At 61.0% G+C, this 26,657-nt stretch carries 25 protein-coding genes and 3 pseudogenes; 16 read left to right on the top strand and 12 right to left on the bottom strand.

Translation table 11 applies throughout. The annotated features are described in order from the left end of the window. Positions 1–73: 73 nt before the first annotated feature. Positions 74–283: a hypothetical protein gene (locus AB7535_RS26285; protein ID WP_439035438.1), complete on the bottom strand. Its 210-nt coding sequence runs from the start codon at positions 281–283 to the stop codon at positions 74–76. Positions 284–743: 460 nt separating this feature from the next. Between AB7535_RS26285 and AB7535_RS26280 the strand changes: the two genes are divergently transcribed. Then, positions 744–920, top strand: coding sequence for a DUF2934 domain-containing protein (locus tag AB7535_RS26280; RefSeq protein ID WP_208088293.1), 177 nt, complete (start codon positions 744–746; stop codon positions 918–920). A gap of 52 nt (positions 921–972) precedes the next feature. Here the strand turns inward: AB7535_RS26280 and AB7535_RS26275 are convergent, their stop codons facing one another. The 3 genes from AB7535_RS26275 to AB7535_RS26265 all read right to left on the bottom strand — a co-directional run bounded on the left by AB7535_RS26275 (position 973) and on the right by AB7535_RS26265 (position 2,340). Further along, a complete protein-coding gene (locus AB7535_RS26275; RefSeq protein ID WP_208088292.1) occupies positions 973–1,353 on the bottom strand; it encodes a hypothetical protein in 381 nt (126 codons plus the stop codon). Between the two features lie 245 nt (positions 1,354–1,598). Continuing rightward, entirely contained in the window at positions 1,599–1,904 is a 306-nt protein-coding gene (locus AB7535_RS26270; protein WP_225005379.1) for a hypothetical protein, read from the bottom strand. Positions 1,905–1,983: 79 nt separating this feature from the next. Further along, positions 1,984–2,340: a DUF1127 domain-containing protein gene (locus AB7535_RS26265; protein ID WP_439035436.1), complete on the bottom strand. Its 357-nt coding sequence runs from the start codon at positions 2,338–2,340 to the stop codon at positions 1,984–1,986. Between the two features lie 171 nt (positions 2,341–2,511). Between AB7535_RS26265 and AB7535_RS26260 the strand changes: the two are divergent. Continuing rightward, positions 2,512–3,030: pseudogene (locus AB7535_RS26260) on the top strand (winged helix-turn-helix domain-containing protein); the annotation flags it as partial. Positions 3,031–3,162: 132 nt separating this feature from the next. Next, positions 3,163–4,140, top strand: coding sequence for an ABC transporter substrate-binding protein (locus AB7535_RS26255; RefSeq protein ID WP_439037163.1), 978 nt, complete (start codon positions 3,163–3,165; stop codon positions 4,138–4,140). Positions 4,141–4,512: 372 nt separating this feature from the next. Here the strand turns inward: AB7535_RS26255 and AB7535_RS26250 are convergent, their stop codons facing one another. After that, positions 4,513–5,736, bottom strand: coding sequence for a mannosyltransferase family protein (locus tag AB7535_RS26250; RefSeq protein WP_439037162.1), 1,224 nt, complete (start codon positions 5,734–5,736; stop codon positions 4,513–4,515). A gap of 248 nt (positions 5,737–5,984) precedes the next feature. Between AB7535_RS26250 and AB7535_RS26245 the strand changes: the two genes are divergently transcribed. Both AB7535_RS26245 and AB7535_RS26240 read left to right on the top strand, forming a co-directional pair. Then, on the top strand, positions 5,985–6,380 hold the full coding sequence (locus AB7535_RS26245; RefSeq protein WP_439037161.1) for a hypothetical protein: 396 nt from the start codon (positions 5,985–5,987) through the stop codon (positions 6,378–6,380). 281 nt (positions 6,381–6,661) lie between these two features. After that, on the top strand, positions 6,662–7,630 hold the full coding sequence (locus tag AB7535_RS26240) for a c-type cytochrome (protein ID WP_439035434.1): 969 nt from the start codon (positions 6,662–6,664) through the stop codon (positions 7,628–7,630). 1,768 nt (positions 7,631–9,398) lie between these two features. Here the strand turns inward: AB7535_RS26240 and AB7535_RS26235 are convergent. Continuing rightward, a complete protein-coding gene (locus AB7535_RS26235; RefSeq protein WP_225005375.1) occupies positions 9,399–9,608 on the bottom strand; it encodes a PRC-barrel domain-containing protein in 210 nt (69 codons plus the stop codon). Between the two features lie 857 nt (positions 9,609–10,465). On the opposite strand from AB7535_RS26235, the gene AB7535_RS26230 reads away from it, so the two are divergent. Continuing rightward, positions 10,466–11,185, top strand: coding sequence for a hypothetical protein (locus AB7535_RS26230; RefSeq protein WP_439035433.1), 720 nt, complete (start codon positions 10,466–10,468; stop codon positions 11,183–11,185). A gap of 210 nt (positions 11,186–11,395) precedes the next feature. Here AB7535_RS26230 and AB7535_RS26225 read toward each other — a convergent pair whose 3' ends face one another. Next, positions 11,396–12,337: a GlxA family transcriptional regulator gene (locus AB7535_RS26225; RefSeq protein ID WP_208088285.1), complete on the bottom strand. Its 942-nt coding sequence runs from the start codon at positions 12,335–12,337 to the stop codon at positions 11,396–11,398. Between the two features lie 321 nt (positions 12,338–12,658). Between AB7535_RS26225 and AB7535_RS26220 the strand changes: the two genes are divergently transcribed. Together AB7535_RS26220 and AB7535_RS26215 are read left to right on the top strand one after the other, a co-directional pair. After that, positions 12,659–13,504, top strand: a complete 846-nt coding sequence (locus tag AB7535_RS26220; RefSeq protein ID WP_439037160.1) for a zinc-binding dehydrogenase — start codon at positions 12,659–12,661, stop codon at positions 13,502–13,504. A 62-nt stretch (positions 13,505–13,566) separates the two neighbouring features. Next, positions 13,567–14,392 (top strand): annotated as a pseudogene (locus tag AB7535_RS26215) (alpha/beta fold hydrolase). Between the two features lie 90 nt (positions 14,393–14,482). On the opposite strand, the gene AB7535_RS26210 reads toward AB7535_RS26215, so the two are convergent. Then, positions 14,483–15,346, bottom strand: a complete 864-nt coding sequence (locus AB7535_RS26210; protein ID WP_208088282.1) for a LysR substrate-binding domain-containing protein — start codon at positions 15,344–15,346, stop codon at positions 14,483–14,485. A gap of 99 nt (positions 15,347–15,445) precedes the next feature. Here AB7535_RS26210 and AB7535_RS26205 point away from each other — a divergent pair, with 99 nt between their 5' ends. Both AB7535_RS26205 and AB7535_RS26200 read left to right on the top strand, forming a co-directional pair. Further along, positions 15,446–16,756, top strand: a complete 1,311-nt coding sequence (locus AB7535_RS26205; protein ID WP_439035430.1) for an aspartate aminotransferase family protein — start codon at positions 15,446–15,448, stop codon at positions 16,754–16,756. A 20-nt stretch (positions 16,757–16,776) separates the two neighbouring features. Continuing rightward, on the top strand, positions 16,777–18,387 hold the full coding sequence (locus tag AB7535_RS26200; RefSeq protein WP_439037159.1) for a gamma-glutamyltransferase family protein: 1,611 nt from the start codon (positions 16,777–16,779) through the stop codon (positions 18,385–18,387). 100 nt (positions 18,388–18,487) lie between these two features. Here AB7535_RS26200 and AB7535_RS26195 read toward each other — a convergent pair whose 3' ends face one another. Continuing rightward, on the bottom strand, positions 18,488–19,273 hold the full coding sequence (locus AB7535_RS26195; protein ID WP_439035428.1) for an IclR family transcriptional regulator: 786 nt from the start codon (positions 19,271–19,273) through the stop codon (positions 18,488–18,490). Between the two features lie 108 nt (positions 19,274–19,381). Here AB7535_RS26195 and AB7535_RS26190 point away from each other — a divergent pair, with 108 nt between their 5' ends. The 3 genes from AB7535_RS26190 to AB7535_RS26180 are packed head-to-tail and all read left to right on the top strand — an operon-like array spanning position 19,382 to position 23,321. Beyond that, positions 19,382–20,173 (top strand): enoyl-CoA hydratase/isomerase family protein, encoded by a 792-nt coding sequence (locus AB7535_RS26190; RefSeq protein ID WP_439035427.1) that lies wholly within the window; start codon positions 19,382–19,384, stop codon positions 20,171–20,173. 3 nt (positions 20,174–20,176) lie between these two features. After that, entirely contained in the window at positions 20,177–22,264 is a 2,088-nt protein-coding gene (locus tag AB7535_RS26185) for an acetate--CoA ligase family protein (protein WP_439037158.1), read from the top strand. Between the two features lie 22 nt (positions 22,265–22,286). After that, positions 22,287–23,321, top strand: coding sequence for a tripartite tricarboxylate transporter substrate binding protein (locus AB7535_RS26180; RefSeq protein WP_439037157.1), 1,035 nt, complete (start codon positions 22,287–22,289; stop codon positions 23,319–23,321). Here AB7535_RS26180 and AB7535_RS26175 read toward each other — a convergent pair. Both AB7535_RS26175 and AB7535_RS26170 read right to left on the bottom strand, forming a co-directional pair. Beyond that, positions 23,293–23,715: a cobaltochelatase CobT-related protein gene (locus AB7535_RS26175; RefSeq protein WP_439035424.1), complete on the bottom strand. Its 423-nt coding sequence runs from the start codon at positions 23,713–23,715 to the stop codon at positions 23,293–23,295. The two genes, AB7535_RS26180 and AB7535_RS26175, sit on opposite strands and share 29 nt — an antisense overlap. Positions 23,716–23,878: 163 nt before the next feature. Beyond that, on the bottom strand, positions 23,879–24,022 hold the full coding sequence (locus AB7535_RS26170; RefSeq protein ID WP_439035423.1) for a hypothetical protein: 144 nt from the start codon (positions 24,020–24,022) through the stop codon (positions 23,879–23,881). 6 nt (positions 24,023–24,028) lie between these two features. Here AB7535_RS26170 and AB7535_RS26165 point away from each other — a divergent pair, with 6 nt between their 5' ends. Further along, positions 24,029–24,373, top strand: a complete 345-nt coding sequence (locus AB7535_RS26165) for a hypothetical protein (RefSeq protein WP_439035422.1) — start codon at positions 24,029–24,031, stop codon at positions 24,371–24,373. Positions 24,374–24,522: 149 nt separating this feature from the next. On the opposite strand, the pseudogene AB7535_RS26160 reads toward AB7535_RS26165, so the two are convergent. Further along, positions 24,523–24,897 (bottom strand): annotated as a pseudogene (locus AB7535_RS26160) (SOS response-associated peptidase family protein); the annotation flags it as partial. Between the two features lie 284 nt (positions 24,898–25,181). Between AB7535_RS26160 and AB7535_RS26155 the strand changes: the two are divergent. After that, positions 25,182–25,469 (top strand): hypothetical protein, encoded by a 288-nt coding sequence (locus AB7535_RS26155; RefSeq protein ID WP_439037156.1) that lies wholly within the window; start codon positions 25,182–25,184, stop codon positions 25,467–25,469. A gap of 203 nt (positions 25,470–25,672) precedes the next feature. Further along, positions 25,673–26,311 (top strand): hypothetical protein, encoded by a 639-nt coding sequence (locus tag AB7535_RS26150; RefSeq protein WP_439037155.1) that lies wholly within the window; start codon positions 25,673–25,675, stop codon positions 26,309–26,311. Positions 26,312–26,657: the final 346 nt, after the last annotated feature.

The following is a 26,657-nucleotide window of genomic DNA, read 5'->3' as shown; positions in this document are numbered from 1 at the left end:
TCTTGCCGTTGGCTTCGGCCTCGACCTGGAAGGCCGCACGTTCATCGTCCTCGACGCCAAGAGCGGGAAGCGATCAACGGCGCGCCAATATATATCCAATCAGGAAGGCGATTCCGAGCGATGCGAGCGGAGCCTCGCGCGTTAGGTCGCTGACGATAGCCTTCCAGTGGCCAGGCGGCTCGCCGTCGCCGAGCCCCTGGCGGACATCGCGTGCGACCTCGCGGACCGTTTCGTTGGCGGCAGCGAAAGTTGAGGTTTGGGTTTGGGATGGCGTGTCAGTCATGGCGTCCTCCTCGAGCGACAATGAACCGTGGAGAGCCTGGTTCCTCCAGAACTGACGGGGTCTGCTGTGCCTTACCTGTGCGACAAGACGGCATGCTGTTCGTCTCAAGCTTTAGGAACGAGGCAATAACGCAACGTATTGTCAGAGGAAGTGGCGGGCGGAGCCTCGCAATGATCAGCGTGTCAAGGAAAGATCTGGAGCTGATAGCACTGCAGGAGATCCGGAGCTTTCCGGGAGGCGAATTGGTCATCGCGGTCGAAATCGAATGCGACGAAGGTTATCCGAACGGCATGAATTGGCGTTTGGACGTTACTGCGGCCGATAACGCCGACATAGATCGCATCGAGTATGCCGCTCGGACGACAACCGCAAGATTAAAACGTCGATACGTTTTCCGGCGGCACCGAAGATCGATCGCGAGAACTTCTAGAGCAAGGTTTGCGCAATAGGAGGAGCGACCATGCCAAACTTAAGTCAGGAAGACATTCGTATTCGTGCCTACGAGCTTTGGCGTGCTGCGGGCGAGCCAAGCGGGGACATGGAGACCTTCTGGTTTGAAGCCGAAAAACAGCTTCTGGCGGAACGGTCGCAACCAGATGAGCTTCCTCCCGGCATGACCGATAATTTGCCGGTATAAGAGCAATCAGGGCGCGTGGCGATTACGCCACGCGCCTTCGAGCAACGAGCCGTCAACGCTTGGCGGGCGGGCCGCTCTTGTTTCCCGGCAGACCTTTGATATTCGATGAGTCCTGTTGCTGGGTCGTCGTGTTCTGACCGACAGTACCTTTAGGAGAGGGGCCGCTTGTGCTACCCGGTGCTCCGGCAATTCCTGTTCCCGAATTTTGAGCGCTTGGTGCCGTCGTCGTAGAATCGGCGCGACCCGAGCTGCTGCCCGGCATCTGCGCTGCGGAACCTGGTCTGTCCTGTTCACCGACGTAACCCGACGCACCGGAGTTTTGAGTCTTGATGCCTTTATCGGCTTCGTTTTGCATGTTTGGCGAGGTCTGTTGAGCCACCACTGGCGTCAAGCCAACGGCAACAACGATTGCTGCAAGTGCGATGCGACGCATGAGTTCCTCCTTGGGTTGTTTCCTCAACAACGTGAGAAGGGCTCACTGGCTCCTAAGTTCTTTTTGATTCTTTGAAGGCCGATCGCATTCGCGCGCATTGCGAAGCGTTCGGGCCAACCCTCATTGATTGTGTCGCCCAAATCTGATCAGGGTGATGTTCTGTCCCGATACCCAGCCGTGATCGTCACAGTTGACGCACGTCGTGGTCGTGGCACCGGCCGCCGCCGGGTTACCCTCGCTGAACATCAGGCGACCCACTGCAATGGCAGCGCTAGCTGCATGTCGAAGCGCTTTGTGGCGTTAGCGGCGATGAAGTCTTGCAGCGCAGACGAGATCTTGGCGTCGGTGTCGGTTGCGCGCTGGGCCAATGCGTCGGCGACCCCGGAAGTCGCATCCCGCGACCACCCCTCGACCGCATTGAAGGATACAATTCGGACCGGATAGGCGTACTGGCCGGACCGGAGATTTTGCAGGATCGTCTCGAGGTCGGTGTCAGTCTCGTCGGTCTCGCGCCAGGCGCAACCGGCACGCGCGCCGAAGTCTTCAAGCACCAGATAAATGTCGCGGTCGAGGCGGTCAGCTGGCTCGGCCTGAACATCTCGGAGAGCATTCTAACACGCGCCGACGAGGTTATCGAATAAAGCCCGACTTAATCTGTCCGCTTCTGTCATTCCATTGACGTCCCTCGATGTCAGCTGTTGGCCTAGGCCCAACCTGGCCGTCCACCGTTGGCAGATATCGCAGCCATTCGCCGGATCGGATGCCCCCCGGGTCAATACCTCGGTGCGAGGCGACGTAGTCGATCTCGCCGCGCGTGGTGCCGATATCCATCAGTTCTCCGTCGCTTAGGTCGGACAAGGTGGCGCTCAATTTTTGGCGTTCGCGGCGCTCCTGAAAGGCATCCCAACATTTCGAGATGAAGCTGGTGACATGCCAGGTCGATACGGATGTCCATTCCAGCCACGTAGTGCCGTGCGTCGTGGTCATTCTGGTGTCTCCTGGACGGTGTTTTTCCCCCGACGGGAGAGTGCCGCGGGATTGGCGGGGACGCTTGACCGGCAGCTTACATTGTCCCAACCGGCGGCTTATTCTCGCGATTTTCGGCGAGGCCAAAGCGCTACCCGGTTATGGGAGCCCTCATCCAACGGGATTCGCATCTTGCGCTATCTCTTCGCGGAGTACGTATTCGACACGGACCGACGCGAGCTGCATCGCGGGGCGGACGTCGTCTCCGTCGCACCACAGGTATTTGACCTGATCGATTACCTGATCCGCAATAGGGAGCGAGTTGTCAGCACGGATGACCTCATCAAAGCCATTTGGAATGGGCGAAGCGTATCCGATGCGGCGCTGACAACCCGCTTAAACGCCGCCCGGATTGCAATTGGCGATTCTGGCGACGAACAACGCTTCATCAAGACACTACAGCGCAAGGGCTTTCGTTTCGTTGGAGCTGTTCGGGAAGCGAAGGAACCGGCAGGCGCAACAGTTGCCGACGATCAGGTAGAACTTCAAAAACTCGATCTTGCGCTCCCCGACAGACCTTCCATCGCCGTGCTGCCGTTTGAGAACATGAGCGGCGACCCTGAGCAGGAATATTTTGCGGAGGGCATGGTAGAGGAGATCATCACAGCGCTGTCGCGGTTTAAGTCTCTGTTTGTTATCGCACGTCAGGCTGAGGCTGGTAGTGACCGGTTGCGGGCATGCGCCTTCCCGCTTTGCGACGCAGCAAAGCATCTCACCGAGTACCACGACCCTTGAAATCTGATACTCTGCACTGCGTCCTCCTCAAGTTGCGATGAGGGTCGAATGAAGCGGCGAGAGTTTATAGCCGCTGCGGCGTTTCTCGCTTGGTCAGGGCGTTTGCGCGCGCAGGGTAGACGCCATCGACTTGGCTTTCTCGCCGTAGGTGACGGAGGCGGGCAGGCGCTCAATCAAGCCGAGCGGGCGTTGTTCGATGGATTGCGAAACAATGGCTGGATAGACGGAAGAAACCTGACTATTGACTATCGTTTTTCCCAACCCCCGGACCGACTGCCAGTTTCAATTGCCGATCTGATTGCTCTCCGTCCCGATGTGCTCGTCGTCGCGGCACCACAGGCAACCGAAGCCCTGAAATCGGCGACCACGACCATTCCCATTGTATTCGTAGCTGTGGCCGATCCCGTGGGACTCGGCCTCGTACAAAGCCTAGCGCGTCCGGGCGGCAACATAACGGGGCTTGCGACCTACGTGCCAGGAAGTTTCGTCGCAAAACGAATAGAAATCCTGCGGGAACTGGTGCCCGGTGCCTCGCAAATTGCGATCTTGGTCAATCCCGGCAACCCAATGCACAGGCTGTTGTTAGCCGATGAGGTACCAAGTACGGCGCGCAACCTCGGCGTGGCTCTGCCGATAGTTCAGGCGACCACGGCCGAGGAACTTGATGTTGCCTTTGCCTCGGCCGCAGCCCAGCGCGCGGATGCAATCATTGTTTTTGGCGATACTCTCACCGTTGTCGAGGCCCCCCGAGTTGTCGCGCTCGCGGCGAAACATCATCTGCCTGCGATTCATTTCTCCCGACAATTCGCTAGTGATGGATTGATCGTCTACGGCCCCGATATAGCCGATCTGTTCCGCCGCGCAGGAAGCTACGTCGATAAGATCCTCAAAGGCGCCAAGCCGTCTGATCTGCCGGTAGAGCAGCCGGTCAAATTCGACTTCGTGATCAACATGAAAATTGCCAACGCACTCGGTCTCAGCGTGCCGACCTTATTGCTCCTTCGCGCCGATGAGGTGATCGAATAGAGATGCTGTTTGCTGTGATTTCGACTTATAGGTCCCTAGCAGATATTGCCGCCTCGCGCGCCAAAGTCACCTTTTAGCTGAGTAACGAGTTAGGGCGAAGCCCGGCCCGGTCTTCGGAGACCGGGGCCGGGCTTCGCACCGGCCGGGGGGTATAAGGGGGGTGCGAAGCACATGAGTGCGAAGGGGTTCGAAGCAGTGCGAAGCGAGGGTGCGAAGGCTGCTTTCGGCAGGAGCGCGCTATCGGAAGCTTATCGAGATTTGTCCGCTGGTGACCCGGAGCGGACGTTAGATCTGAAAGATCTATTGCGGGGTACGCAGTGTGAAACTGGTCGCTGCGGCTAGGGAGATGTCGCCGTGAGCGCCTTGTAGCGATCAACCGATCCAAATTCTCCGAGCAAACAGGGCGGCGTTCATGAGCAAAGACGCACCGAAAAGTCCTATCACTCCTGCAAAAAGCCACTTCGGTCGCAATCCCAAATCAGCCAGCACTACAAAAAGTGGAAATGAGAGGAGATTAAATCGGCTCATTGAGACGAAGCCTGCCGGCCCACCGCTGAGTGTTAGATATGGCAACAACAGCACACCCATGGCAAACACTGTCCAAGTTGAGGGCAGTCGAGACCAACCCACAACAATCAGGACAAGGAACAACAATGTAAACCAGCTGGCTTGCCCCCATGGATTCCAGTCATTGAGCATCATTCGGGTGAAGGGTTCAAATTTGAGTGCTGCAATCAATCGTGTAGCCAAGGTCGTTCCTTGATGGAAAGCCGTCTGCCCATCTGAAAATGCAAACGGAGCCCCGAAAGAGCTCCAGAGATAAATCATGAACAGCCAGATACCCGATGTCGCGAGAAGGATGCATGGCAAGAGGGCAACAAGGAATGGCTTCTCATTGCGATTGCGCCACATCTCCCAGAGAAGGACCGGCAATAATACAATGCCCGTTGATCGGTCGGTAAGTGCCAAGCCTGCGAGCAGCGCTGCCGACAAATAATGTTTTCGTTTTAAAACAAGAAAAAACGAAACGATTAGAAGCAGTGCTAAGGATTCGGTATACCCGGCCGATAGCAAAACCGAAGCCGGAAAAAAGCTGAACAGCGCGATGGTGGCGAGAGCGAGTTGATCACCAGATTCTTCGCGAACCAGCTTGAAAAGAACGACGATAGCAAACAATCCTGCGACATTCGATACCAACAGCAAAGCATCCGCAGGCGTGAGGCCGCTAATCGTTGTCAGGCCCCATGCGAGAATGGGATACAGCGGGTAAAACACGATATTCTGTTGAATAGTCGGATCGCCGTTATACCGATAGCCTTCTGTGACGATCTTGAAATACCATTCCGAGTCCCATTGTAACAATTGGTGGTACCAGATCGGTCCCGCAGACCAGACATCGGCCCTCCCGATGGCCAGATATTTTTGAGAGAATACCAGCCCGAGCGCGACCACCACCCGCGAACAAGAAAATATCAAGATGGCCCAACAATAGGGAAGCCAAGAATGACTTTTCCAGTTCGGACATTGCATCTCCATGTCCATACTGTCGCTTGGTACAGGCCTAAGATCAATCGCCCTAGATGTATCGAAAACCATTCCACTTCCGGTTTTGGCCCTTAGCTGACTTCCGCTCTTGGCCTCGCACTGTCCGCTTTCGAGAGCTGAGCGAATAGCGTCGTGGAGCTGCCGAGGGCAGCCTTTGACCCTTAGCGGTCATGGCGCAACGCAGAACAGCGGATTGCCGCGCGCGACATCTTGCGCCTCCAATACCCCGACTCCCATGCCGCGATGTGGTATGCTTCCAACTGAATCTAGCGTGGTCCTGAGCCTCCTTGGAGGGCTGCATGAGACGGCGCGATTTCATCAGTCTTCTTGTTGGCGGTGCGGCGGTCGTATGGCCGCTCGCTGCGGGTGCACAGCAGATCCCCAATCGCAAGCGCCTTGCTATTTTCAGCCCAGCAGAGCCAAGCGCGGACTTGCGTGAGCATAGCAAAACCAAAGCTTGGCGAGCCTTATTCGCTGAGCTTCGGCGGTTGGGGCAGATAGAGGGACAAAACCTCGAGGTCGAACGTTACGGCCGAGAGCAGAACACGTCCGGCCTCCGAGGAGCAAAGCCCGGCGACATCCCGATCTACCAAGTCACCAAATTCGAGTTGTCCATTAATATCAAGACAGCCAAGCAGCTGGGGCTTTCCGTACCTCCTGCGCTCGTCGCGATTGCCGATACGGTCATTGAGTAAACAAGCAAAGCCCCGGTTGTGGCCCCATTGGGGGCATAACAACGAGTTGGGCTGATATCGGCTTTTGACCCAACTCAGACATACTTGGTGTCGTGCTTGACCGAATAGGGGGTAGTAAACGGTACCGCCTTTCGCGTCATGAATGACCCCGGTCGCGTCGAACCCGGCGGGGCTTCACAGCAACGCCGAGATCAAAACGTCGCAGCTGAATGGCTTGCCCGGAGTTCATGGGTGAGGCAAGCTCCCCATAGCTGCCGGCCCGGACACTCGGGGAACTGAAAATGAGGATTGTTCCCGCGCTGCTCTCGTCTGTGATCGTTTGTGGCTTACTCGCGATACGGATGGCAACCGCCGCAGACGGTCCTCCCGCTTGGGCCTATACGCCGAACAATCCCGACTACAAGCCTCCCGTCGATGACGGAAAGCCAGTTCGCGTGCCAGAGAGCACGGCCGGCTATACCTGGAGCCAGTTGCGTGATCGTTTTGTTGCGCCCATTTGGCACCCCAGCGATCACGGCGCGCTGCCGGACATCGTCGCGAACGGCCGCAAACCCGGTGTGTTCGCATGCGGATTTTGTCACCGCGCCACCGGGCCTGGTGGTCCGGAAAACGCGGACGTTGCAGGGCTGCCGAAGAGCTACATCATCCAGCAAATGGCCGACTACAAGAGCGGGGCGCGTAGTACAGCCCTCCCCGAGCGAATTCCGCCAAAGCTAATGATCGAGCTTTCCAAGCCGATCACTGACGCCGAAATCGAAGCCGCGGCAGCCTACTTTTCGGCCTTGCAGCCGCGCAAACGCATCAAGGTGGTCGAGAGCGACACCGCGCCAAAGACCTATGTGGCGGGTCTGCTTTGGGCGGCGGTGGAAACCAGCGAGCGCGAGCCGATCGGAGCGCGGATCGTGGAGATCCCCGACGATCTGCTCCGCTTCGAAAGCCGCGACCCTCGATCGACCTTCACAGCGTATGCACCAATCGGGAGCCTCGCCAAAGGCGAGGCGCTAGTCATGAAAGGTGGGTCGGGCAAAACGATCCAATGCGCGTTGTGCCATGGCGCGGACCTGAAAGGGCTTGGACCGCTGCCAAGCATTGCTGGTCGTTCACCGAGCTACATGTTCCGGCAGCTCTATGACTTCCAGCATGGCGCTCGAACGGGAGAATGGAGCCCGTTAATGGCCCAAATTGTAGCCAATCTCGACGAGCAGGACCTTCTCGCGATTGTCGCGTACCTCGCATCTCGCGATCCGTGAGCAGGCACGAAACCGCGCCACGCCACACCGGGACAAGGCCATGCTCAGGAGCATCGGGCCCAACTCCTGAATGTCGCATCGCTCTCTTCATAGAAGGGCGTATGAGGTCCGGTTCTGGCCCTTCGCGTCAGTTATCGCATCGCAGCGCCACGTCTGGAGTCGGGGGTAGATCGGAAGTGACCGGCGCACGGCCACAGCAACGCTCCTGACCCGGAACGGACATTCTAAGTGTTGAAAGTCGCGCCCCAAGAGTTTCACTAATTCAGCGGGTTGCAGGTATCAGCGCTGACAATGGCAATCGTTCTGACGCACACAGTGTCTTCGTTCCATTCAACGGAGCCATCGGCATTCTTCGAATGTGCGCGAAACATTTTCGCATCCCTGTAACTTGAGTTAATCGTGGGGCCTAATAGAAAGGTCGCGATATGGAACCGACCAGTCGAATATCGGACCACATTGATCATAAGGCCGCCCGGTCGATCTATGACGAGGTGGGTGACGGATTGCAACAGAACTTATCTCTCGAAGCCTCGCCTCTGCCACCCTACCTCGAACGTCTAGTCGATGAATTGCGCAAACAGGAGCGTCATCCAATTGATGGCGCCGCAGCGCCCGCTAACCGTTTCCTTCATGCGACGCGACGGGTAGTCGCGGCCGTCTGAGCGCGTAAAGAAGAAGCCGTCGCCGCGCTCAACCCGGCGGCTGCTTTTCCGCTAATCTTGTCGCTGAGGCGTTCCAGGCTTGGCCACGCCGGACGCCATCAGGACGTGCTTGCTCAGTGAACGGTCGAGCCGCGCTGCTTCCCCTGTTGGCCCATGAGCGAAGTGGCGAGATCTCAGATCCGGTTCAATGGCCACTACCGGATCTTGGCGTCGCTCCCGTTCCGGGTGCATACTAGTTCTATCACCGCACGGCACCGTGCCTTGATCGGTGGTGAGAACGCCAGTTGCGCTCCCTCCCAATTCACGCAGGGAAGGAGAGTGCCATGGGACGACACTCACAATCCCACATCGACGACAATCTGCACGTGGAACGAGCTCGCATCATAGCGGAAATCGAAAATACGCAGCCAGGACCGCAGCGCGATCTTCTAGAACGCAGACTGCGCCAGCTCGAAACCGCTTCTCATGTAGACGAATGGCTGACGTCCTCGGGTCTGCAACCCCCTGAGGAATAAGGCCGTCTCAGGCCGACCGAGCGCGAAGGGGGTCAGTAGATGCAGGGCATATCGAGCTTCGCATCATTCTAATGTGCAAGGACGAAACCGAAGCCAAGAAGCGCGCCAGATGCTTGGTAGATGGCTACGACGTAGAGCTATGGTGTCAAGATCGAAAGATTGCGGAATTTAAGAGTGAGTAAGGCCGCCCCAGTTGGCGGCCTTGCTCATCATTGTCGCCTGTTGGCCCATTGCCGACCTTATGCTCTGGCTCGGCGGTGTCGGTTCGTGAGGGGCAACCCGACATCGTTCAGAACAGCGGCCAGGTCTCGAAATGCCCCTAAGCGGGCTTCGCCTTAAGGCCGCCTCGGATGTCCGCGCCGCTCGCATCTCGCGCCGTCTGCGTTTGGAACCGAAACATTTTCTAGCCTGAATGATTTACTCCCCGGGCTTCGCAAGATGCGAGGCATTCATGGATCCTCTCTCGGCGAGCGACGTGTTCCTTACGGTCGCGATCATGAGCGTCACTTTCCTGACCGAGGTCGGGATTTTCATCTTGATTGGAATGTTCTGAAAGGAGCACGCGATCTGGGCAACGCGCAGCCGCGAGGTCTAGGACTCAGCAAACTTGATGGTTGAGACCGGCCATCTTCCATCATGACCAGCGATCGAAACGCGGAGCCCGTGCAGTTCATCCAGCCAAACGTGCTCGACCGTGCCTGCCTGTCCATCGGTAAGGACGACGGCCTTGCCGATCAACTCGGATCGCGCCTCACCGTACTCTCTCAAGATGTTTGATGCACGGAGCATCACTGGTGGCATTGCTCGTCCTGTTCGGCTGCGCCGTCTGTACTGTCCCGAGGCGGCTCACCGCCGAGGTTTGTCCCAGCGCTCGGCATTGGGAATGATTGATGGTGACTGCTCCTCCAATTCCCGGAGCCGGTCGATTTGCGTGCTGAGGCTCCCCGGTAGTTCCGGTTCTGCTTTCAGGAACGCGCGTAGTCTCCCTCCAATCTCTTCTACAATTGCTCGGCTGTGCTGGGGATCTATATCAATGCGGTTGTGCATAGGAAGCCTCAGTAAGAAAGCGCCAGCATCGGCGCAACCCCTCACGCAGCTCCCCGCTTGCGAGCGCGGCTGGCAATTCTGGAATGGAACCGGAGACCGCCGCTTTTGACTATCTGTGCGAGCGCTTGTTGTTGAGAACAGCGGGCCCCGCGTAGGAACCTTTGGCTATCCGCGACATGCGCCGTGTAGTTTAACGGCGAGCGACGGTCTCATGATTCCAAAGTATTGACGGAGCTTTCGTTCCCCGATTTCTGATCGCGACAGCGTCGGACGAAAGGGGGAACAATTACAGCGCCAAGCCGACGCATTGAGGGACTTGCCCACAACCGAGCAATCCGATGCTCGCATGTATCGAACCAGCCGCGCGTCAGTTGCTCAAGCGGTGCGTTTTCACGAATGAAACCGTTTTATTATTAACGGTCGACCGGGTCGAAACGGCATCGTACCAGCGTCTAAGGTAGCGCACTCGGCTTGCAGAGGCGTTTGGAAAGCCCGGCTCGCGGTCGTGTCTGGAATCAAGGCATCTAAGTCGTTCGGCAGGCTTGGCCGAGCATCTAGGCTCCCGCCACAAAGGCCGCGCGATCCCGCGTGGCTCTCGCAGGAGCGCACCAATGAAGCAACTCAAGGATTTTGCCATCGAAGCTCATGGGGGCCTCGATCGCTGGCGGCAATTCGAGCAGGTTTCCGCCGATCTCATACAGGGGGGCGCCCTGTGGTCCTTGAAGGGGCAGGCGCTCACCCTCGAGCAGACCAACGTCACGGTGGGTCTGAAGAAAGAGTGGGCTTCGCACGCCCCGTTCGGCGCCGGGAATCGACGCTCCCGCTTCGAGCCGGGCCGCGTCGCCCTGGAAGCTGCGAGCGGAACAGCTCTCGAAGAACTGCTTGAGCCGCGGGCAAGCTTCGCCGGCCACACGCTGCAAACGCCGTGGACGGAGCTGCAACTGGCTTACTTCGCCGGATGCGCCATGTGGACCTATTTGAACATGCCGTTCCTGCTTGCGTGGCCGGGCGTCGAAACCGAGGAACTGGAGCCCTGGCCGACCGATAGCGGCGACTGGCGCCGCCTCGCCGTACGGTTTCCCGGCGGGATCGCGACGCACAGCACCGTACAGACGCTCTATTTCGACGGCGAGGGGCTGCTGAAGCGCCACGACTATGACGTCGAGATCGCGGGCAACACGCCCGGCGCGCACATTATCGAAGACTATGCGGAAGTCTCGGGCATCAAATTCCCGACGAAGCGTCAGATCTATGCCCGTCAGCCGGACGGCAGCTTCAGCACCGAGCCGCTCGTCGTTTCGATCGATCTCTCCAACATCCGCCTTGGCTAGCCATGAGCCTTTTGGGGTTCGAACTCAACGGCGCAAGATCATCCGATGGAGTTCATGGCGGATGTTCCGCCGTGAACCTCCTCACGGGGCAATGGGGAGCGGAAGCCGATAGCCTTTGTCGCTGTTTGGCCAGTTCGGCGACGATCGTGTCCTGCAAGTCGGCCTCTACCTCGACCGCGAACTGGAAGCAGTGCTTCTTCGGGCCGCTGGCTAAAGCGTCGCGAGCGGTCCGGCGTCATTGCGGATGGCTCGCGGAACCTCTCCATGCACGCGGGCAAACGCCAGGCGCATCCGCTCCCGGTTCGCGAACCCCACCTCACGGGCGATGACCTCGATCGGCAACCGGCTCTGCTCCAGCATCAATTTCGCGGCTTCGACCCGCAGCGCTTCGACCGCCTTCGCCGGCGTGGTGCCCGTTTCTGACCGGAACAGTCGCGTGAACTGCCGGGGACTGAGGCATGCGGCCTCAGCAAGGTCATCAATCGTCAGGCTTTCGGCAAGGTTCTGACGCGCGTAGTTCAATGCGCGCTGAACCCTGTCTTCATTCGCGCCGAGATCCAGCAAGGTGGAATGCTGGGATTGTCCGCCGGAGCGGCGATGATACATGACCATGCCCTTTGCGACTGAACGGGCGATGTCGGACCCGTGGTCGCGCTCGATCATGCCCACGACGAGGTCCGTTCCCGCCGTCATGCCGGCTGACGTCCAAATCGGCCCATCCGCGATGAAGATCTTGTCCATATCGACCTCGCAGCTAGGGAAACGGTCCTGCAGCGCCTGCGCGTAACGCCAATGGGTCGTGGCGCGCCGGCCGTTCAGCAACCCGGAATCTCCCAGGACGAACGAGCCCAGGCAGATGGCGGCAACCCGCCGCGCGTCCCGGGCGGCGGCGCGAAGCAGCCGGACCAATCCCGGCGACGACGTCGGTATCTCAAGGCCCGCGGCGACGATCAGCGTGTCATAGGGCGCGCCGTCGAATGGGTCCGTCATGACCTGCATGCCGGCCCACGAGGCGACCAGCCCTCCTTCCTCCGAGAGGACGCGCACTTCGTAGAGCGTCTCGCCGGCTTGCTTGTTGGCCACGTCGAACGCCGCAACGGCCCCGAAGCAGACGGGTTGGAAATTCGGGCAAAGGACAAGGCCAATCTTCATGCTTTCTCCGTAACGGTTGCTACCCGCCTAGATGGTTGTTCCGGCGACGTTTCGCCATGTTCATGGCCGGAATGACGGCATCTACGTCCTGTCGGCTTCGGGAGGCCGCTGGTAGCGCTCTGATAGCTTTTCAGACGCTGGAGCTTTCATGTCGCACCATCCGACAACATACACCGCCGTCCAGGCCGTCGGGCCGGGACAGCTCGAACTGACGCAAAAGCCGCTTGTCGATCCCGCCCCGGGGCAGGTCCGCCTTCGCGTCGAGGCTTGCGGCGTCTGCCACTCCGACGCGGCGACGGTCGAAGAAGCCTTCCCAATCCAATGGCGCGCGTGCCGGGCCATGAGGCGGTAGGCGTGATCGATGCGGTCGGCAATAACGTCGAGGGCTGGACGCTCGGGCAGCGTGTCGGCGTCGGCTTCCTCGGGGGCAGTTGCGGACATTGTGCAGAGTGCCGCGGCGGCGATCTCGTCAACTGCCGGAACCAGGAGTTCACCGGCATTCATCATGATGGGGGCTACGCGCAATACATGCTCACGCGCGCCAGCGGCCTCGTGTCGATCCCCGATGGTCTCGCCTCGGAAGACGCTGCTCCGCTGCTCTGCGCGGGACTGACGACCTTCAGCGCGCTCCGCAACTCTCCCGCACGCGCCAGCGACCTCGTCGCCGTTATCGGCATCGGGGGCCTCGGACATCTGGCCGTGCAGTTCGCGCGGCGCATGGGCTTCGAGGTCGTGGCAATCGGACGCGGGCCGGACAAGGATGGCCTCGCCGGAAAGCTCGGCGCCCATCATTATATCGACAGCTCGACCGCCCCGGTTGCTTCGGCGTTGCAAGATCTGGGGGGCGCTCATCTTGTCGTCGTCACCGCGTCGGGCGGCAAGGCCGTGGCCGACGCGGTGAAGGGGCTTAGGCCGCGCGGCCGGATCATCGCACTCGGTGCATCTCCCGAACCCGTAGAGATCGCAACCTCGGACCTTCTGTTCGGCGGGCGCTCTGTCGAGGGCGCCTTGACCGGTGACCCGGCCACCGCCGAGGCCACATTGCGCTTCAGCTCGCTCGCCGGCGTCACTGCCATGATCGAGACGATGCCGCTGGAACGCGCGCCGGAAGCCTATCGCAAGATGATGGCGGGGAAAGCCCGCTTCCGCATCGTCCTCACCATGTAGATGCGCCGCCAATCATCCGGATCGACCTTGCCTCGGGCGAGGCAGCTCACAGAGGAACAATCATGTCACTCGAAACCGCAAGAACAGAATACTTGAACGTCGGCGACGTCCGCTTTGCCTTCAGGCGGCTTGGCCCAACGGTCGGGACACCGCTCATCCTGCTGCAGCACTTTACCGGGACGATGGATTCCTGGGATCCGGAAGTGATGAACAGCCTTGCCGAAACGCGGCCGGTCATTGCGTTCAACAACCTCGGCATCGGCACTTTCGACTGGCCGGACGCCCGACACGGTGGAACAGATGGCGGCCGATGCCGAGTCATTCGTGCGGGGCCTTGGTCTGTCGAAGATTGATCTTCTCGGCTTCTCCCTCGGCGGTATGCTCGCCCAAGTCCTCGCCGTGCAGTACCCCGACCTGATCGGCAAGGTCATCATCGCCGGCGCGGCACCACGGGGTGGCGAAGAACACCTTCTCGAAGTGGTCGACGACGCCTTCTCCCGAGGTGCGCCGGATGTGCGTCTGCCCTTGTTCTTCATGCCTTCCGAAGAAAGCCAGCGCGCCGGCCGTGCCTTCGTTGCCCGCGCAACGGCCCGCTCTGAAGGTCGTGATCCGGACAGCGGCGACGCTGTCAGCGAGCCTCAGGCGAGGGCAATCATCGGCTGGTGCGCGCGCAAGGATGAAGGCGACGCAACGCTACGCGCCATCGGGCAGCCGGCGCTCATCGTGCACGGCAGCGACGATACCATGTTTCCGAGCATTAACGCCTACAACATGTTCAAAGCGACGAAGAACGCGCAGCTCATCATCTATCCCGACTCGGGCCACGGCGCGCTGTTCCAATATCCGGCGAGGTTCGTCGCCCATTGCCGAACCTTCCTTGACGAGTGAGGTGAAGAAACAGATTCAGCAGCACGTGATCGAGGCCCATGACGATAAGCTCCTTCGGGACACCAGCGACGTCCTCTCCCGATACCCCTCTCAATCGATCTCTGCCTTGGTCTTCAGTCCGGGCAGCACGGTGCGAACGTGCTCGGCCAGCGTTGTCGACAACAAAGACGGCTTGGCCTCCGAGAATTCAAGCGCGATGCCGATCGTCGGAAGCAGAGGCAATCCGGCCGACACGACGTGAAGATCGAACGGAACGGCGGTTCGCGTCAGGACGCTGATCGCATGACCGGACCGCGCGATCGCGATCAGGCCGGCGAGACTGTTGCTGGCGTAAGCGACCCTGTAGCGCCGATTGACCGCGTTCATCGCGGCGCAGGCTGCGCGGTAGTCCAGACTCATCGGTGCTGCCAGGGCCAGAGGCAGGACGTCTTGCGTCAGTATTTTCGGTTCGGCCTCGTTCGCCACCCAGACGAAGCGCTCCTGGCGGATCACGTCGCTCGCACCGGCATCAGACAGCGAGACCAGCGCCATGTCGATCTGGCGCCGCGCCAGCATGGGGCGCAGCTCGGAGGTCGGGGCGCAGACCATGCGCAGTTCGACATTGGGATGGAGCGCGCAGAACCCCTTCAACAGCGCCGGCAGGAAGGCGATCGAATAGTCCTCCGGGCAGCCCAGGCTCAGCGTCCCCTTGAGCCCTTCACCGCTCATGTCGGCCAGAATCTCGTCGTGCTGCGCCAGCAGCGTCTCGGCGTGGGCGAGCAGTTTCTCGCCGGCCGCAGTCAGCCTCATTCCGGACCCGCTGCGGTGAAACAGCGGCTGCGTGATCGTCTCTTCCAGCCGTTGCATCTGCATGCTGAGCGCGGACTGCGTCCGGCCGATTTGCAGGGCGGCCAGACTGATGGAACCGACCCGGGCCACGATGATGAAATTTCTCAGAAGGGTGAGATCCAGCATCCGTATCAGTCAGATTGATATCCAGGTTGAATTATATCAATTAGCCTGAAGCCAAATCATTGGCTAGAGGTCTGGCATCCCGAATGAAGGTGGCTTGTCATGACCTTGAATAGCGATCCCGATTTCTGGGCTTCCGCCAACACGCATCTGACCCGCTACGGCCCGAGTTTCGAACCCGTCATTATCGAGCGGGCGGCCGGCAGTTTCGTGTACGACGCCGATGGACGAGCCATCCTCGATTTCACCTCGGGTCAGATGAGTGCCGTGCTAGGGCACACGCATCCCGACATCGTCGCAACCGTCGCGCGGCAAATGGGTGCGGTCGCTCATCTCTTCAGCGGCATGCTCTCGCGCCCGGTGGTGAATTTGGCCGAGCGCCTCGCCGCGCTTGCTCCCGGCCTCGAGCGCGTGCAGTTGCTGACGACAGGTGCGGAAGCCAACGAAGCGGCGATCCGAATGGCGAAGCTCGTCACCGGCAGGCACGAGATCGTTGCCTTCGCGCAAAGCTGGCACGGCATGACCGGCGCTGCGGCATCAGCGACCTACAGCGCGGGCCGGCGCGGTTACGGGCCGGCTGCGGCTGGATCGTTCGTCATTCCCGCGCCAAACGCTTATCGGCCACGTTTCAAGACCGCCGATGGCAGCAACGACTGGCAGACCGAGCTGGACGATGCGTTCGCGTTGATCGACAGCCAGTCGACCGGCAATCTGGCGGCCTTCATCGCCGAGCCGATCCTGTCTAGCGGCGGCATTCTGGAGCTGCCGCTCGGCTATCTCGCCGCACTGAAGCGAAAATGTGAACAGCGCGGCATGCTGCTGATCCTCGACGAGGCCCAGACCGGAATTGGCCGCACCGGGCAGATGTTTGCCTTCGAGCGCGACGGCGTGGTGCCGGACATTCTCACGCTGTCGAAGACGCTCGGCGCGGGCCTGCCGCTCGCCGCGGTTATGACGACCCAGGCCATCGAGCAGGCCGCGTTCGAGCGCGGCTTTCTATTCTACACCACGCATGTCTCCGATCCGCTGCCCGCCGCGGTCGGCGTGACGGTGCTCGACGTGGTCGCGCGCGACGGGCTGGTCGCGCAGGCGACCGCCAGGGGCAACAGGCTCCGGGATGGATTGCTGTCGTTGCAACAAAGGTTCGAATGCGTCGGCGACGTCAGAGGCCGCGGGCTTCTGCTCGGTCTTGAAATCGTCGTCGACCGGCAGTCGAAGGCGCCGGGCTTCGAACTCGGCGCGCGGATCATGGAGGAAACCATGCGCCGTGGTCTCAGCATGAATATCGTCAAGCTGCCCAGCATGGGCGGGGTGTTCCGAATCGCGCCGCCGCTCACGGTGTCCGAGGCCGAAATCGATCGCGGTCTTGAGATCATGTCGGAGGCGATCCAGGCAGCGGCGAGCGGTCGTTGATCGCGGGGAAGCCTGAACAGGTGCAACTCGCCAGGACATATGGGCGTCCGACGCTGTTCTCGCGGCACGGCATGGTCGCTGCCGCGCATCCGCTTGCGGCGCAGGCTGGTGCACGGCTCCTGATCCAGGGCGGCAACGCTTTCGATGCGGCCGTTGCCACCGCGGCCGCCCTCAATGTGGTCGAACCGTTCATGTCGGGCCTTGCCGGGTTTGGACTGGCCACGATCTGGGTCGCAAGCGAGAAGCGCGTTCGCGTGCTCGACTTCGCGCCGCCGACGCCCGCGAGCTTCCCGGTCGGCAGATACACCAGCCGCCTCGAGCTCGAGCGCGGCGCGCAGGCGGCCTCAACGCCCGGAAATCTCGCGGGCTGGTGTGAGCTGCTCTCGCGCTTTGGACGCAAATCGCTTCCCGATGTCCTGGCTCCGGCGATGACGCTGGCGCGCGACGGCTTTGCTCTTTCGGATTTCGGTCGCGATGAGATCAACGAGCAAGTGCCGCTGCTCGAGCCCTGGCCGGAGTTACACAGCGCGCTGGTCAAGAACTACCTGCCGGACGGCATACCGGTGAAGCTCGGCAGCATCATCCCTCAGCCTGAACTCGCGCGGACGCTTGCGGAGATCTCCGAATTGGGGCCGGAGCATCTGTATGGCGGCAAGCTCGGCCGGCGGATCATAGACTATCTCCGTACGCTCGGCGGCAGCCTGACACTGGCCGATTTCGCTTCCGTCAAGCCGCATTGGCTCGATCCCCTGACCGTGTCGTATCGAGGGCTCGAGCTTCACGTCCCGGCGTCGCAATGCGGCGGTTTCCAACTGGCTCTGACCCTCAAAATTCTTGAAGGTTACGACCTTGGGCGCCTGCCGAAGGACGGCGCGGATCATCTCGACACGGTCTATCGCGCGATCCGTCTTGCAGCCGGCGAGCGGATCGCACACGGCAATCTGGGACTGGATCAAGCAGCCGGCGCCTTGTCCGACACGGTGATCGCGCGGTTGCGGCAGCGCGTGAGCGACGGCCAGCCGATCACTGGCCCCACCGAGCAATGGATGCCGCAAGATCGTGCCGATCCCGGGCATACCACCTCGTTCTCGATCGCAGACGCCGAGGGCAATCTGATCTGCATCACGCAGAGTCTCGGCAGCCCGTTCGGCAGCGGCGTTGTGGTGCCCGGGACCGGCGTTTGCCTCAACAATCATCTCCATTGGGCTGATGTGCAGCCGGGAAGCCCCAACCTGGCCAAACCAGGCGACGCATTGCCGGTGACCATGGCGCCATCGCTCGCGACGCGGAGCAACCGTCCGGTGCTCGCGCTGGGTACGCCCGGCAGCTACGGCATCCCGCAAACCCAGGCTCAGGCTTTCGTGCAGTATGTCGAGTTCGGCCTTCCGCTGCAGCAGGCTATCGAGGCGCCGCGTGCGCGGCTTTGGGATGGCCGCTTCATTCAAGCGGAGAACCGCATCGCGCCGGAGACGATCGCCGAACTGAAAGGCCGCGGCCACGAGATCGAGATCCTGGACACCGGGTGGACCATGCTTTGCGGCGGCATGCAGGCCATCGCGCTCGATCCGGAAACCGGAGTGATGACGGGTGCCGCCGATCCGAGGCGGGACGGGTATGTCGTCGCCCTGTGAACGGGACGCAATCAGAAGGGAAATTCGCTTTTTGATTTTTCGCTCGACGGCCGGAGGAGCCCCGGAGATGCGATAGCGCCCCTCTTCGTCGGCCATCGCGTCATTCGGATTCACGACCCGCCAGCGCCTCCTTGCACTTGGCTGCGAAGGCGTTGAGGTACGAGCCGATCTCGCTCGCCAGTGCATCGGACCGATCGACATTTTGCAGGCTCATGTTCAGTGCGTAGACCGGAAGCCCGTCGAGCACGATGGGCGTTGCGACGGCAAGAACGGCAGGCTGCCACGACACCGCGCAATAGCCGTCGCGTTCGACGGAGCTGATCGATGTCCTGACGTCCGCAAGCAGCGCCTTCGTGGCCGCATCGCTGCGCCGTTTGAACAGTCTTAGCAATCGCTCGCGCTCGGCCCCGGCAATGCCGGCCAGATAGGCACGACCGAGCGACGTCAACTCCATCGGCACCTGCTGCCCGGCGACCACGTTGCGCAGCGCCGCGCGGGGGCTGTAGCGGATCGATTCGAGGTAGACCATCATGGTTCGATCCGCGGTCGCAAGCCCCACGTTGAGCCGGCGCTTCGCCGATTCTGCCCGCATCATCGCGCCGATCGCGTTGAGCACGGGTGATGCTGTCCGCATCGCGTGACCGATACCGATGACGGACGCGGCCAGGCGGTAGGCCCTTTCGGTGCGGACCTGGTCGAGCATCCCGGAATTGACCAGCGTTCGTGTCAGCCGGCTGACCGTCGATCGCGGCAATCCGGTTCGTTCCGCAATCTCGCCGTTGCCCAGCGTGTCGACGCCGGGCCGGAAAGCCCGAAGGATTTCGATGCCCCTTTCGAGCGACCGGTTGCCATCAACCCCGCCCGCATATCTGCGCGCCCGCACCACATCCAGAGCCTCCCGCGGCATTTCCACTCAGTGGAATTAGGGGGATGTTCCGGAGGTTGCAAGCCGCTATAGGCACCGGGAAGAAGAACTCCAACCACGGAGCTTGCCATGTCCTATCAGCTCATCGAGTTTTCCGTCGACGCCGGTGTCGCGACGATCGCATTCAACCGGCCGGAACGGCGCAATGCCATGAGCGACGACATGCGCACCGAGTTCGTCAGTGCGCTCGAAACCGTCTCCCGCGACAGGGCGATCAAGGCCCTGGTGCTGACCGGGCGCGGCAACGCCTTCTGCGCCGGCGGCGATATCAGCGGAATGAAGCGCCGGCTAGAAGCGCCGCAGGGCGAAGTCGCATTCAACGGATGGAGCCGTCAGCAGGGCGTGCACCACGTGCAGTCGTTCCTGCTGGGCCTGCCGAAACCGACGATTGCCGCCGTCAACGGCGCCGCGGCGGGCCTCGGTGCGGACACCGCGCTTGGCTGCGACTTCGTCATGGCAACGGAACGATCGAAATTCACCTGGTCCTACATCAAGCGAGGCCTGATACCCGACGGCGGCGGCCTGTATTTCCTGCCTCGCCGGGTCGGGCTTGCGAAGGCAAAGGAGCTGATTTTCACCGGGCGCGTCGTCGAGGCCGATGAAGCGCTCTCGCTCGGCATCGTCGATCGCAAGGTGGCCTCGACCGAGCTGCTGCCGGCGGCGCAGGCCTGGGCGGCCGAATTGGCTCAGGGGTCTCCCACCGCGCTCGCGCTGGGCAAAAAGATCCTGAACGAGACCTTCGAGCACTCCGCACATGACATTTTCAGTCTCGGCAGCCAGGCGCAGGCCATCTGCTACACCAGCGCGGAGCATCGGGACGCCGTGACGGCGTTCCTCGCCCAATCCTCGTCGAAGGATTGAGCGATGGATGCCATCGAACGCCTGATCCGACCGCGCAGCGTCGCAATCATCGGCGCATCGGCGGACCCAAGCAAGACGGCGGGGCGGCCGGTCTCTTATCTCCAGAAGCACGGCTTTGCGGGTAAGATTTATCCCGTCAATCCGAAGGTCGCGGAAATCGGCGGTCTGGCCTGCTACGCCGACGTCGCTTCGCTGCCCGGCGTGCCCGATGTCGGCATTGTCCTGCTCGGTGCGGAGCGCGCGCATATCGCGGTGCGCGAATTGTCGGAGCGGGGAGCTGCCGCGGCAATCGTTCTTGCCAGCGGCTTCACCGAAACCGGGGCGGAAGGCGCCGAGCGCCAGAAGCAGCTCATGGAGGCCGCAGGATCCATGCGCATTCTCGGGCCGAACACGATCGGCCTAGTGAATCTCACCAACAGTATCGTGCTCTCGGCATCCGGCGCGCTGGCGATGGATCACTTCCCGACCGGCGCGATCGGACTGGTCTCGCAAAGCGGAGGCATTCTCGGCGCCTTGTTGTCGCGCGCCGCCGCGCGCGGGGTAGGGCTGTCCAAGCTGGTGTCGACCAGCAACGAAGCCGATCTCGAGCTCGCTGATTTCATCGACTTTTTTGCCGACGACAGCGCGACCAGGGTCATTGCGCTCTATATCGAGGCGATCCGCAATCCGGCTCGCTTTCGCCAGGCGGTCCTCAAGGCGCGACGCGCCGGCAAACCCGTCGTCGCCTTCAAGATCGGGCGATCGGAGGCGGGTGCACAGGCGGCCGTCTCGCACACCGGGGCGCTTGCGGGCTCCGACCGCATGTACGACGCCTTGTTCGGGCAGCTCGGCGTGATCCGCGCCAAGACGTTCGATGACCTGCTCGACATTCCCGCGGCCCTTGCGGCGGGACGGAAGCTGTCCGGCAGGCGTGTGGCGATCCTGACCTCGACCGGCGGCGCCGGCACAATCGTGTCCGACAGTCTCGGCGTCGCCGGCTTTGCGACACCCGCTCCCGACACTGAGACGGCCGCGCAATTGCGCGCCTTGCAGTCGGGATCGCACGCCACGCTCGATCGCAATCCGATCGACGTGACCTTGGCCGGTCTGCAGCCGGATCTGCTTCGCGCCGCAATCCGCATCCTGCTCGCAAGTCCCTCCTACGACGCACTGACCATCATTGTCGGCTCGTCAGCCGTGGGATCGCCGACTCTGATGGCCGATGCCATCCACGACTGCCTGCCGATGAGTGACAAGCCCGTCATTGCCTATGTGAGTCCCTACGCGCCCGACGTGGTCTCCGTCCTCACCCGGCGAGGCGTCCCGGCCTATACGTCCGCCGAGAGCTGCGCCGCTGCGCTCGATGGGCTCTTGCAGGCGAAAATGCCGGAACAGGTCCAGACATCCGGCTCGATCGAGCCGACGGCCGATATCAGCGACTTCCCGGCGGGATCGCTGGACGAGGCACAGGCCAAGGCCCTGTTCGCCCGTTTCGGCGTTCCGATCGTGGCGGAGAAGGTGGTCGCAACATCAGGCGAAGCGGAACAGGCGGCGCGCGACCTCGGTGGCCGGGTCGTGCTCAAGATTCTCTCGCGCGAGATTGCGCACAAAAGCGATGTCGGCGGCGTCGCGGTCAACCTGACCGCCGAGACGATTGGCGGCCGCCTGAGCGTGATGGCGGAGGAGGTCGCGGCCAGGACCGGGAAGCGAGCCGAACGGTTTCTGGTTCAGGAGATGATCTCAGGCGGCGTTGAAATCATTCTCGGGATGTATCGCGATCCCCTGGGCACCGCGATCCTTCTCGGTATGGGCGGCGTCACCGCCGAACTGTTCAAGGACACGACGATGCGTCTGCTTCCACCCGAAGGCGGCCTCGGTCTGTCCGAGGCTAGAGCGATGGCGCGCGATCTCGTCGCTTGGCCGCTGCTGGACGGTTTTCGGGGCCGGCCAAAGTGCGATGTAGAAGCGCTCGCAGGAACGATCGTCGCTTTCTCGCGCATGGTTGCGCAGCTCGGCGACCGCCTCGTCGAGGCTGAAATCAACCCGGTGTTTGTACTGCCGGCGGGCCAGGGCGTGAGGGCGGCAGACGGATTGGTTGTTCTCAATGTCTGAACAAAATCGGATGGAGTTCCAGATGGCCATTGGCGAAATCATCAATCACGACGGCGTTCGCGGGAAGGGTTTCGCCGCGCGGCGCTGGCTGAACCTCGCCATCCTCGCCTGTGCCGCCTTGCCGGTGGTCGCGGGACTGGGAGTGGCGCCGGCGCGCGCCGAATATCCCGAAAAGATCGTCAAGATCGTGGTGCCCTTCGCAGCCGGTGGCGGGACCGACATCATCGCGCGAACGACAGCGCAGGACATCCAGGCGGATCTCGGCAAATCCGTCATCATCGAGAACAAGCCGGGCGCCGGGACCATCGTCGGAACCCAGACTGTGGCCACGAGCGAGCCCGACGGCTATTCGTTGCTGATGGCGACCTTCGCACACGCGGTCAACCCGAGCCTGTACAACAAGCTGCCGTTCGATCCGCACAAGGATTTCGCGGCGGTCTCGCTGATCGCGCGGTCGTTCAATATCGTCGTCGTCAATCCGGCATCCAAGATCAACTCGATCTCCGATCTGATCGCCGAGGCCAAGGCGAATCCGGGCAAGCTCAATTACGGTACGTTCGGCACCGGCACTTCGGCTCATCTCGCCGGCGAACTGTTCAATGCGATGGCGAAGGTCAAGATGACGGCGGTGCCCTACAAGGGCGCGGCGCCTGCGATCAGCGATCTCCTCGGTGGGCAGATCGACGTGATGTTCACCACCGTGGCAAGCGCGGCCTCGCTGGTGGCCGCGGGCCAGCTCCGCGCGCTTGCTGTCACATCCGCCGAGCGTTCGGCCGCGTTTCCGCAGTTGCCGACCGTCGCCGAGGCGGGGGTGCCCGGCTATGCTGCAGAGTCGTGGTACGGATTGTACGCTCCGGCCAAGACACCCGCTCCCGTGATTGCACGCTTGAATCAGGCGGTGGCAAAGGCCGTTCAGTCCGGTGGTTTCAAGCAACTCGAGGCGAACGAAGGCCTCATCATGGTTGGGGGCTCTCCGGAAGGGCTCGATCGCTACGTCCGGCAGGAAGAGGACCGCTGGCGCAAGCTGGTCAAGGACGCGAACATCGAGGTGCAATAAGTAGCCGGTTGATGAGCTGAATCAGTGTGCTCTCCAACTCTTCAGGAGAGCTGATGGTGATGCCTTCCTTGTAATACGGCTCGACCGGATGGCCGATGCCTATCGCCGCAAGTCTGATGTCGCCGGCCTGCTCGATCTCGCCGGTGACGCGACGCAAATGGTGGTTCAGATAGCCGTCGCCATTCGCTTGCAATGTGGAATCGTCGACCGGCGCACCGTCGGACAGCACGATCAGATGTTTCCGCCTTTCTTCGCGCCGGCGTAAACGCCACGCGGCCCATTCGATGGCCTCGCCGTCGATATTGACGAGGTCTGGCCGCAGCATCGCGGCGCAGTGTCGCGCGCTCAACGTCTCGCCGGCGCCGCAATAGATGATGTGCAGCAGGTCGTTCAATCGCCCGGGATGGGGGCGGCTGGCGGTCGCTCAGCCATTTTTTCCGGCTCCGGCCGCCCTTCCAGCGCGCGGTCGTGAAACCGAATCGGCTTTCGGCGGATCGGGCGCACGCTCGTCGCTGTGCGCCCGCAAGGGAACCGGCTGGTCGGTTCTCGACCCGTCGTCAGAGCGGGTCGCGGATCAACGGCGCGGTGGAGCAATGGATGCCGCCGCCGCCGAGCGCGACCTTGTCGTAAGCGACGACGCGGGTGGTCACGCCGGCCTTGGCGAATTTCTCCATGGTCCGCGGCGAAATTCCTTCGGGCACGATCACGTGCCCGGGACGAACCGCAAGGCAATTGATCACCCAATTCTGGTCGTCGGGGCAGACCTCGATCTGGCGGATCTTTTACTGGAAGGCGAGGAACCGCTGCGTCGCGAGAAGAACGCTGACAGTACCATTCAGGTCTCCCGTGGCTTTTTTGCGTGTCCTCATTGTAGCGAGACCTTTTTGCATCGCATTTGGCGTTTCAATGGCTGGAAGTGGTGGGAAGACCTCCGGCACATGGTCACTGAACACGGCATGAAGGTCGATGCGGAATTTGAGAAATTCATAGCGAAAGAAATCAAATGGTCGGCGCAAAAGACGGTGAAACTCGAGAAGCCTCCCGGGCGGTGAGCGAAGTTTCACACTCGGCCGACGATAAAAGGAGCGGGTATCGCAGTGAGGCGAAGCAAGGGCTGCGACGAAGATCCACGCGCGCAAGTGACCAGTTTACCAGTTCCCAGAACAAACACGCAGCGACAGCGTGTTCCCGAACTGTATAGTCAGTTAGCTTTGTATGGAATTGCGAAGGGTCCCTCCACGGCATGGTCCTTTCGGAGATTGTCTTCCTTGTCAGCGCCACGCATGACGATCTGGAGCGCATTATCCGGCAGCGGTCGCTGCAATGGCTTGGCCTCATCCCACGGCGCGCGCATCCAAACGTCGCGCTCCTCGTCGGTCGTCAGGATCACCGGCATCGCCTTGGGATGGATCGGCTCAACCACCGCGTTGGGCGATGTCGTGAGAAACCCGTAGACCTGATGCGGCCCCGGCACCGGCTTCGACTTCGTGCCGCGATCACCGCTGAACGTCGTCCAGATGCCAGCGATGGCGAACAGCAGACGCTGCTCATTCAGTACGAACCAGACCGCATCCTTTTACGCTGATGCCGCAAGCCCAAGTCTTATGGCGATTGGCATACGCTTCGGCTATTAGCCGCTCCGACCGTGGTCTCGGTTGCCTTAGTGCGTTGACATAAATCAATGGTCGTTGGGCGATCCTGCCGCTTGCTACAACCCCACCGACGACCATTTGGATCGACTACCCGCACGCGAGCGGTCGGCGGAGCGGGACGGCTCCGACGCTCTCCCCCTAAACCCCGCGTCGGAGCCGTCTCGTCTTTGTGTGAGATTACCAATGCTGCAGATCACAGGAGATCGAAATGGAGCAGATTTTGATAAACCTTGTTGCAGGAGCGCTTGGCGGCGTTGGCGCAGGCAAGTCATCGCCGACATTTGATCTTGGGACCGCTGGTAACATCATTTCTGGTCTGGTCGGAGGCGGGGTTCTCGGGCAGGTCGTGACGTTGTTACTGCCATCGGTCGTAGCCGCAGCCCAGTCGGGTAATCTGACTGTCGGCGGCGTTATCTCGCAAGTAGTTGCCGGCGGCGCTGGCGGAGCCATACTCACTGCGCTCATTGGTGCAATCAAGAACAAAGCTGCTGCCTGACGGTCGGTGTCCCGGATGGCGAAAGGGGATTGCGGTGGTGGCGGATGCCCCAGCGCATCATGCTCAACTTGCGCCCGATGTCGGTCTTGCGCACCGCCGGAGCCGGATAATCAGGAAACACGCCGGGCATCTGCCGCCAAAATCCCAAAGTGCCCTCGATCAGACCGTGCTAAGAAACACTTGCAATCTGCAGGAGACACCCCATGGGCTATTCTGTCGTAGATCTTGGTCCGATGCAGCCACAAGGAATAAGCAATCGAGGCGACGTCATCCTGACGGGCTCCGGGTTGAACCCGCCAAACTTTGTCCGCCTCGTGGACGGCACTCTCATCACTCTTCCATCTGAGATCATAGCTGTACGGGCCATCAACAACGATCGCGTTGTCCTCGCCCTCGTGCAGGGCTCCACCGCGCGGGAGTACTCGCTTTACAATCTTGAAACGAATACGACCGAGCCGATCGCAATTCCGGGTTATCCCACAATTGTACAGCCGGCGCTGAACAATTCCGGCGATGTGGTGGGAACAGCGGCAAAGAGCCTGAACGTCTCGGATGATATGAGAGGTTTTATCTTCAACCGCAACACCCAGGCGGTTACTTGGGTGTTGCCAACGCTACCGTCGCAACCACCCTTCCTTGAATTGAAAGATATCAACGATCTTGGTCACGCGATCGGAGTTCAAGGGTGGGTACTAGGCTTCGATCAGCTCGAAGTGCCCGTCTTTTACGATGGTGCAAATCTGCGCGCGGTGGCAAATCCCACCTTCATGTCCAATGGAATTCGCATCACCAACGACGACAAGCTGTGGGTTTGGTTTTTTGGTCGGGGCGGCCCGAAGTAGAGGCAATTTACGATGCCACCACCGACACACTCACGCCATTCTCAAATGGCCGCATTGTTGACCTCAATGCTAACGGTCAAATCTTGTTGGAGCACGAATTTAACTACTATCTTCAAAGCGGAGGGTTTATCACAGCAGTAAGCGATCTTTTCCCGTCCGGATCCGGTTGGAGTCCAGACTTTGCAATTCAAATGAATGATTCCGGGGCAATTGTCGGCTGGGGTGAACTACATACCAACGCTGGTTCCTCCGCCGGACATGGATTCTTGTTGAGCCCCCCCACCTCTCCGAATTCCGCGCGGCAAGCGGGACGATATTATCGCGATCATCCTCTGGGGCGTGATCA

The organism is Bradyrhizobium sp. 956_D2_N1_4, assembly GCF_052076025.1.
GTDB lineage: Bacteria > Pseudomonadota > Alphaproteobacteria > Rhizobiales > Xanthobacteraceae > Bradyrhizobium > Bradyrhizobium barranii.
This window is presented reverse-complemented; position numbering and strand designations above follow the sequence as displayed.